This window comes from Limosilactobacillus avistercoris (assembly GCF_014836425.1).
Lineage (GTDB): Bacteria > Bacillota > Bacilli > Lactobacillales > Lactobacillaceae > Limosilactobacillus > Limosilactobacillus agrestimuris.
On the sequence record NZ_JACSQW010000009.1, the window covers coordinates 59,535 to 68,193 of the forward strand.

General features: G+C 42.4%; 6 protein-coding genes. 5 read left to right on the forward strand and 1 reads right to left on the reverse strand.

Going from position 1 to position 8,659, the window contains the following annotated elements; translation table 11 throughout:
• Positions 1-3: 3 nt before the first annotated feature.
• From rnc to ffh, 5 genes are read left to right on the forward strand one after another with little or no spacing between them, the layout of a single operon-like run.
• Complete coding sequence (gene rnc / locus H9564_RS04795; protein WP_191684388.1) at positions 4-702, forward strand: ribonuclease III; 699 nt, start codon at positions 4-6, stop codon at positions 700-702.
• Between the two features lie 5 nt (positions 703-707).
• A complete protein-coding gene (smc, locus tag H9564_RS04800) occupies positions 708-4,271 on the forward strand; it encodes a chromosome segregation protein SMC (RefSeq protein WP_191684380.1) in 3,564 nt (1,187 codons plus the stop codon).
• A gap of 16 nt (positions 4,272-4,287) precedes the next feature.
• Positions 4,288-5,775 carry a signal recognition particle-docking protein FtsY gene (ftsY, locus tag H9564_RS04805; protein WP_191684381.1) on the forward strand — a complete coding sequence of 496 codons (1,488 nt, stop codon included), beginning with the start codon at positions 4,288-4,290 and terminating at the stop codon, positions 5,773-5,775.
• Positions 5,776-5,794: 19 nt separating this feature from the next.
• On the forward strand, positions 5,795-6,136 hold the full coding sequence (locus H9564_RS04810) for a putative DNA-binding protein (RefSeq protein ID WP_191684382.1): 342 nt from the start codon (positions 5,795-5,797) through the stop codon (positions 6,134-6,136).
• A 3-nt stretch (positions 6,137-6,139) separates the two neighbouring features.
• Complete coding sequence (gene ffh, locus H9564_RS04815) at positions 6,140-7,594, forward strand: signal recognition particle protein (protein ID WP_191684383.1); 1,455 nt, start codon at positions 6,140-6,142, stop codon at positions 7,592-7,594.
• Positions 7,595-7,938: 344 nt separating this feature from the next.
• Here ffh and H9564_RS04820 read toward each other — a convergent pair.
• Positions 7,939-8,659: IS66 family transposase (locus tag H9564_RS04820; RefSeq protein ID WP_191684384.1), on the reverse strand; the 721-nt coding region annotated here is incomplete at its 5' end.

The following is an 8,659-nucleotide window of genomic DNA, read 5'->3' on the forward strand; positions in this document are numbered from 1 at the left end:
ACTATTAAGGATTTACAAGACTACTTGGCCAAGGAATTTGATATTTACTTCGACAATCCTGATTTACTTGCGGAAGCATTTACTCAGGCCTCATACGTTAATGAACATCCTCATCAGGGACTCAAATTCTATGAACGGATTGAATTTCTTGGCGATGCCGTGTTGGAATTAGTTGTTTCTGAATATATTTACAAACGATTCCCAGAATTACCCCAAGGAAAGCTAACCCGTCTGCGGGCAGCGATGGTATGTGAAGATAGTTTTTCTAAGTTTGCTAAGGAATGCCACTTTGATCAGTACATCCGCCTTGGTCATGGTGAAGAAATGGCTGGTGCGCGACAACGTCCAGGACTACTTTGTGATATTTTTGAATCCTTCGTGGGTGCCCTTTACTTAGATCAAGGACGTCCTGCCGTGGAAAAGTTTGTCCGGCGCGTTATTTTCCCTAAACTTGATATGGGGTGGTTTGATCATGCCGTTGATGCCAAGACTAGCCTCCAAGAATTCTTACAACGTGATGGTGACGTCGAGATTGAATACCACCTCTTGGAAGAATCAGGGACCGAAAATGATCCTGAATTTAAGGTTAACGTATCAGCTGATGGTAAAGTTATTGGTGAGGGGATCGGTTCATCAAAGAAGCATGCTGAAATGCAAGCTGCTAGCCAAGCCCTTAATAAGTTGCGTCAAGAAGGTAAGTAGGCATTATGCAATTATTATCTCTAACATTGGATGGTTTTAAGTCCTTTGCTCAGAAGACGACAATTAAGTTTAAACCTGGAATGACGGGAATCGTTGGTCCTAATGGTAGCGGTAAAAGTAATATTATTGAGGCAATTCGTTGGGTAATGGGTGAACAATCTGCCCGTCAGCTTCGTGGTGATAAGATGGCAGACGTTATTTTTAATGGCTCAACTGACCGGAAACCACTTAACCGTGCCCTTGTTTCAATTACTTTTGATAATAGTGATCATTACCTGGCAAGTGACTTTACTGAACTAACCATTACGCGAAAGTTGTACCGGAATGGAGATAGTGAGTACCTCGTTAATGGTCAGGAAGTCCGCTTGAAAGATATTACCGATCTCTTCATTGATTCTGGATTAGGAAGGGAATCATTTTCTGTAATTTCTCAGGGTCAAATTGAAGCAATCTTTAACGGTAAACCGGCTGATCGTCGTTCAATTATTGAAACGGTTGCTGGGGTTGCAAAGTATAAAAAGAATAAGGATACTGCAGAAAAACGGCTTAGTTCGACAATGGATAACCTGAACCGGGTTAATGATATTATTGCTGAATTAACAAGCCAATTAGAACCATTGGCTGACGAGAGTGCTCTTGCTGAGGATTACCTAGAGCAAAAGGGGCAGTATGATTTATTGGACAGAACCCAAACCGTGCGCCTTTATGATCAGACAGATAAGTCACTTGTGAGCTTAAAAGATAAACTAGAAAATGACCAACGAATGGTTGATGGTTACAGTTCCCAACTTACAAAATCAACAGCGAGTTTGAATAAGCTAAAGGAGCAACGAGCTAACCTCCAATCACGCAAGGATCAACTCCAAGCAAAGATTTTGACGAGTACTGAAATGATTGGGAAATTACAGAACCAGCAGTCAGTTTCTTCAATTAAGCGTGAGCAACAACTTCAAGAACGTGAGCGGTTAACTGCACAGCTTAAAAAACTTCAGGATCAGCAAACGGAAGTTAGTCAACATTTAGCTCAGGTCACTGATCAGGTTCATTCTCAAGAGGAGGCTATTTCCTCCCACCAAGCTGAATTAACTGCCGCAAAACAAATGAGCAGCAGTCAGAGGATTCAACATGTTAATGCTCAGTTGGAAAAACTTCGGGGGACACAAGTTGATTTAATGCAACAAATTACAACCCTTCAAAATCAACAAGCCTTTCTAAAGAGTAACCATGAGCAGACAATGAATGCGCAACAGCAAAGTAATGCAGAACTTCAGTCAGCTCGTGAACGTCTAAATGACGTCAAGAGTCAAGAAAAAGCTACTCAAAAAACAGTTGAAAGTTATCAAAAACAAGTTACCACCTTACAAAAACGCTTGGAGGCTCAACAAAGTCAACAAGACCAATTACAAGAAAAATGCCAAGAAGCTCAGCGCTCATGGTACCGTTCTCTGGGGGATGTCCATTCACTCCAGTCACGGATTAAAAATTACCAATCAATGCAAGAAGAGTATTCAGGGTATTATCAAGGTGTTCAGAATGTCCTTAAGCAACGGCAGCAATTTACCGGACTTGAAGGGGCGGTCAACGAATTACTTGATGTCCCTGAAAAATACACTACGGCGATTGAAACGGTTCTTGGTAGTCAGTTGCAGCAGTTGGTAGTTGATCAACAATCAACTGCCAAGCAAATCATTAATTATTTGGTTCGCCGCCGGGCTGGACGGGTAACAATCTTGCCTCTTGATACGTTAAAGTATCGCCAATCTTCAACAATTTTTAGTCAATTAGAATCATTGCCCGGTTATATTGGTCGGGCAACTGACTTGATTAAGTATGATGATAAGTATGAAGTTGTTGCTCAACATCTTTTGGAGAATACAGTTGTTGTCGATAATCTTGATCACGCAACGGTAATTTCTCGTCACGGTCACCACTACGTCAGAATTGTAACGCTTGATGGCCAACTGATTAATGCCAGTGGGGCAATGACTGGGGGTGCCAACCGTCACCAACGGATTGGTCTCCTTAGTCAAAAGCAATTAGCAAACCAACTTCAGGATGCTCTTGCTAAAGAACAATCAACTGCTCGCCAATTGGAAAAGCAGGTTGCTCAATTGCAAGAAGATCAAAAAACGGTTGGTGGACAATTACAGGATCTGCAATCAAAACTTCATCACGCAACCGAACAACTTCATTCGGCAAGTGGTCAAGAGCAGGTGTTACAAAGTCAACGTCAGGTACTTGAACGACAAGTTTCAGCACTTGAATTCCAATCCGGACGTCAAGATGATCAACACGGTGATTATGAACAACAGCTGACCAATAATGACCAGAAGTTAGCAGATGCCCAGCAGCAATTTGATACTAACAAACAGCAAATCACTGAATTGCAAGAGCAGGTTAAGCAATTACAAAACGATGAGTCAGCACAGAGTCAGCAGCTTCATCAGATGGAACAATGGATTGCGGTTGCTAAGGAGCGGCTGCAACAGGTTAAGAGTCGCCGGCATGATTTACAAGAAGAGAAACAAACACTTCAAATTAATATTGAGCACCTTAACGATCAGGTCCAACAACTCAATTTACAGATTAATAGTAACCACGCAGATAATGAATCCAATGAATCGGCGTTACGTGATGCTAAGCAACAATTAGGATCCGCAAAGCAACAATCGACGACAGTAAAGGAAAAATTAGCGTTGCTTGATGAACAGGTTACAACAGCTGAAACTGAGCATGATCGGCTACGTGAATTGCTTGCAGCTGCAACCAATGAACGGAACCAACTGGATGCTCAGCGAGTTCGTCAGGAATCTCAAATGGATAATTATTTGAATCATTTGAGTTCACAATACTCAATGACAATTGGTGAAGCCCGAGAAAATATTAGTGATTTACCAGATGATCAACTAAAACTTAAGTTGAAATTACTAAAACGGGGACTGGATGACCTTGGTGAGGTTAATACCGGGGCAATTGCTGAATATAAACGGGTTAAGGAACGATATGATTTCTTATCATCACAGCAAGCCGACTTATTAGCTTCGCGTGATCAGTTAAATGAAACGATGAGTGAAATGGATCAGCAGGTTAAAGCGCGGTTTAATGAAACCTTTAAAAAAGTTTCTGCTGCCTTTGATCAAACTTTCCAACAAATTTTTGCGGGTGGTCATGCTCGACTAGTTCTGACTGAGCCTCATGACCTGTTGGCAACGGGAATTGATATTATGGCTCAGCCACCAGGGAAGAAGAACCAGCGAATGAGTCTCCTTTCCGGTGGGGAGAAAGCATTAACGGCAATTACCCTTTTGTTTGCCATTTTGAAAGTTCGCCCAATGCCATTCGCAATCTTGGATGAACCTGAAGCAGCCTTAGATGAGGTCAATGTACAGCGATTTGCTAACTACTTGAGTCACTTTGGCAATGATGGTCCACAATTTATTGTGATTACTCACCGTAAGGGAACAATGATGAATGCAGATGTCCTCTATGGGGTTACGATGCAGGAGTCAGGGGTTTCCCGGATGGTTTCAGTTGATGTTATTGATAAATTAGATGGTTCAAATGATTAGAAAGAAGGCGTAGATTATGGGACTATTTGATATTTTTCGTCGTCATAAGAAACACGAGGATAAGCAAAAAGGGGAAAGCCAAGCTCCAAAGTCTGAGGAACAAGTTGAAGAGCATGTAGAGGATACCGATAAGGCTGACGTAGCCTCGCAAAGTAATCTTAGTGAGTCAGCTGAAACTGAAGATAGCAAGGAAGCGGAAGGTAATCTGACAAGTGAAGAAAGCGCAGCTGAACCAAGTACTGAGCCTAGTTCTGAATTTGATTCTGAATCGGCTGCTTCACCACTTTCAACTGAACAAATTGCAGAAGAAAGTGAAAGCACAGAAGATACTACAACGGTAGCTGAAGAGACCACTGAAAGTGATAATTCTGAGCCTATTAGTTCCTCAACACCCGACTCAGAGCAAGTTGAAACTGAAGAAGTCGTAGAAACAATTACTAAATCAACTGAATCTTCTGAAGTTACAAGTGAGGCAGAAAGCGAGCCTGCAGAAACTGTAAGTGAAGCCGATAGTGAACCAGCAGAAGTGGCCACATCAGAAGAACCCGCTGAACCGGAGGAAGAAAGCACAGCCAAAAAGTATGATCACGGACTCGAAAAGTCACGGACTGGATTTGGTGCCCGGTTAAACCGCTTCTTAGCTAATTTCCGGCATGTCGATGAAGACTTCTTCGATGACCTCGAAGATATGTTAATTGAGTCAGATGTGGGTTACGATATGGCGATGAAGCTCAGTGATGAGTTACGTGAAGAAGTAAAACTACAAAATGCTAAGAGCAAGCAGGATGTTTCTAACGTTATTATCGAAAAGATGGTGGAGTTATACGACGAAGCCGGTAAAGATGAAAACGCTAATTTAAACTTTGCTCAAGAAGGACCAACCGTAATCATGTTTGTTGGTGTTAACGGTGCAGGGAAAACAACCACAATTGGGAAGATGGCAGCCCTCTTTAAGGGACAGGGAAAGAAAGTCTTGTTAGCCGCTGCTGATACTTTCCGTGCTGGGGCAACCGAACAATTAGATGTCTGGGCTAAGCGTGATGGTGTTGACATCGTTACTGGTCCAGAAAAAGGTGATCCTGCGGCTGTTGTCTTTGATGCTGTTCAAAAAGCAAAGAAGGAAAATTATGACATCCTCTTTGTTGATACCGCCGGCCGGTTACAAAATAAGGTCAACTTGATGAAGGAATTGGCCAAGATGAAGCGAATCTTAACGCGTGAAATTTCCGATGCTCCACACGAAGTTCTCCTTGTCTTAGACGCCACTACGGGTCAAAATGCCCTTAACCAGGCTAAGTTATTTAAGGAAAGTACGGATGTTACGGGAATTGTCCTTACTAAGCTTGACGGAACAGCGCGTGGGGGGATTGTCTTGGCAATTCGAAATGATCTTCACTTACCAGTTAAGTACGTTGGCTTAGGTGAAAAAGTTGACGATTTGCAGAAGTTTGACGCTAGTGAGTTCGTTTATGGCTTATTCAAGGATTTGGTTGAAGTTAATTAAGTAAGGGGTTTGCTTACTGATGGAAATTGAAAAGAATGAACGAATTAATTCACTGTTTGAATTTTATCAACCACTCTTAACGGAGAAACAAAACCAGTACCTTGAGCTTTACTACGCTGATGATTTCTCACTTGGTGAAATTGCTGAAAACTTTCACGTAAGTCGGCAAGCAGTGTATGATAATATCAAGCGAACAGAAAAGATCTTGGAAGATTACGAAGCCAAGCTACACTTGGATGCTGAATTTCAAGTGCGGAATAAACAAGCTGACGAAATCCAGCGATACGTTAAACAACATTATCCAAATGATCGACAGTTGAATGAACTTGTGGGTCATTTGGAGAATTTGGAGGAAGAATAGAAGATGGCATTTGAAGGATTAACTGATCGCCTACAAAAGGCGATGGAAAAGCTGCGGCGGAAGCCTAAGGTTACCGAAGCAGATCTTCGTGAAACAATGCGGGAAATTCGGCTAGCATTACTTGAAGCCGATGTTAACTTCACCGTTGTTAAGGACTTTGTAAAGAAGGTTCGGGAAAAGGCTGCTGGTGCGGAAGTTCTTAAGGGATTAAATCCAGCCCAACAAATTGTTAAGATTGTTAATGATGAATTAACCCAATTGATGGGGGAAGAAGCAGTCCCTCTGAACAAGGCCGCCCATATTCCAACCGTAATTATGATGGTTGGTCTTCAGGGGGCTGGTAAAACTACCACAGCCGGTAAATTAGCACTTCGGTTAAAGGACGAAAATAAGGCACGACCACTCTTTATCGCGGCCGATGTTTACCGTCCAGCTGCTATTACCCAGTTAAAACAGGTTGCTGACCAGATTGATGTTCCGGTCTTTGAAAAGGGAACTGACGTTGATCCAGTTGAAATTGTTCGTGAGGGGATGGAAGTAGCTAAGCAGAACCATAATGATTACGTAATCATTGATACTGCTGGTCGTCTCCAGATCGATGAGCAATTAATGGACGAGTTAGCAAATATTAAGGAACTCGTTAACCCTGATGAAATCCTCTTGGTAATTGACTCAATGACGGGGCAAAATGCCGTTAATACTGCCCAAGGGTTTGATGACAAGCTTGATATTACCGGGGTTGTATTGACCAAGCTTGATGGTGATACACGTGGTGGGGCTGCTATGTCAATTCGTGCTGTTACCGGTAAGCCAATTAAGTTTGTCGGTGAAGGTGAAAAGATGACCGACCTTGATGTCTTCCACCCAGACCGGATGGCTTCCCGGATCCTAGGGATGGGCGACATGATGACCCTGATCGAAAAAGCACAGAAGGATTTCGATGAGGAACAAGCCCAAGCAACGATGGATAAGATGCGCGAAAACACCTTTGATTTCAACGACTTCTTATCCCAAATGGATCAAGTGACTAAGATGGGGCCACTGGAAAATATTATTAAGATGATGCCGGGAATGGCGAATAATCCTGCTCTGAAGAATTTGAACCTTGATCCTAAGCAGCTGGATCATATTCGGGCAATTATCTACTCCATGACTCCTGAAGAACGGGAAAATCCAGATTTGATGAATCCAAGTCGTCGTCGTCGGTTAGCTGCTGGTGCTGGTCGGCCAATCGTTGAAGTTAACCGGATGATTAAGCAATTTAACCAAATGCGGAAGATGATGAAGCAGGTTACGAACGGTAACTTTAGCGGAATGCAAAATATATTTGGTGGCCAGATGCCAGGAATGCCTGGTGGTCGGATAGGTCAAATGGCAATGAGTCACATGGCTCGGAAGATGAAGAAAGATAAGCAAAAGCGGATTAAAAAACTCCGGAAATTGCGTAAGCGTCGCTAGAAAATAGTAATTATTGTAATAAAGACTGGTTAGTAGGACTAGTAAATTCTCTGTAAATGAGATTATTACTAGATAACGAGACTACTAACCAGTCTTTTTTGTAAGCAGTCAATAACGATACGTATTGAAAAAATGAAAAGGCGTGAGCCGCGGCTTCTTGCGGTTCACGCCCCTTCTCTAGTTATGACATACTTGTTGCACTTCTTCTGCCCATGGTAAAAAAGCCTCAATGTCGCTCCTTTTCTGGTTGGGTAGTCGATCAAACGTAAGCACCGAATAACGACACGTATTGAAAATAAATGAAAGGGCGTGAGCCGCGGCTTTTTGCGGTTCACGCCCTTTCTCTAGTTATGACATACTTGTTGCACTTCTTCTGCCCACGGTAAAAAAGCCTCAATGTCGCTCCTTTTCTGGTTGGGTAGTCGATCAAACAGGTATTTGAAATACTTATATACATTTAGTTTATTAATTTTTGCTGTTGCCACTAACGTGTAATAAATCGCATTGGCTTCAGCTCCACGAACGCTTTTCGCAAACAAGCAGTTCTTACGAACCAAGGTTGTAAAACGGATCTCTCCTTCTAGCGAGTTATTGCTTAGGGGGATTTGTCCATTTTCAAAAATCCGATATACTCTTGTCCGAAGCTTTAAGGCATTCTTGATGGCTGCACACAGCCGGCCCTGTGGTGAAGTGATACTTCCCAAGTACTGGTAAAACCTATCAAGCAACGGCTTCACATGAGTAATTCTTTGCTGCCGCTTTTCCTTTTCAGTTTGATATACTAATTCGTTTTCCTTATGGAAAACGGCCCCGAGTAGTTTTACCGCATGGAGAGCTTTCGAATACTTTAATTGCTTCTTACTCAGTAATTTAGTGATTCGAATAAACTCCCGACGAATATGAACTAAGCACGAGCCAAATCGGGCATTGGGATATAAACGATTACTGTAACCGCCATAGCCATCACACATGATAAAGCCCGGATAGCCCTGTCCGATAATATCGCCAATTACTTTTCCTGAGCGTGTATTACGATAGTGAAAAATCACCATCTGATGACGACTA

Bases quoted from the DNA above. Each gene is read 5' to 3' on its own strand.
- ffh (WP_191684383.1), top strand. From the start codon at position 6,140: ATGGCATTTGAAGGATTAACTGATCGCCTACAAAAGGCGATGGAAAAG.
- H9564_RS04810 (WP_191684382.1), top strand. From the start codon at position 5,795: ATGGAAATTGAAAAGAATGAACGAATTAATTCACTGTTTGAATTTTAT.
- smc (WP_191684380.1), top strand. From the start codon at position 708: ATGCAATTATTATCTCTAACATTGGATGGTTTTAAGTCCTTTGCTCAG.
- ftsY (WP_191684381.1), top strand. From the start codon at position 4,288: ATGGGACTATTTGATATTTTTCGTCGTCATAAGAAACACGAGGATAAG.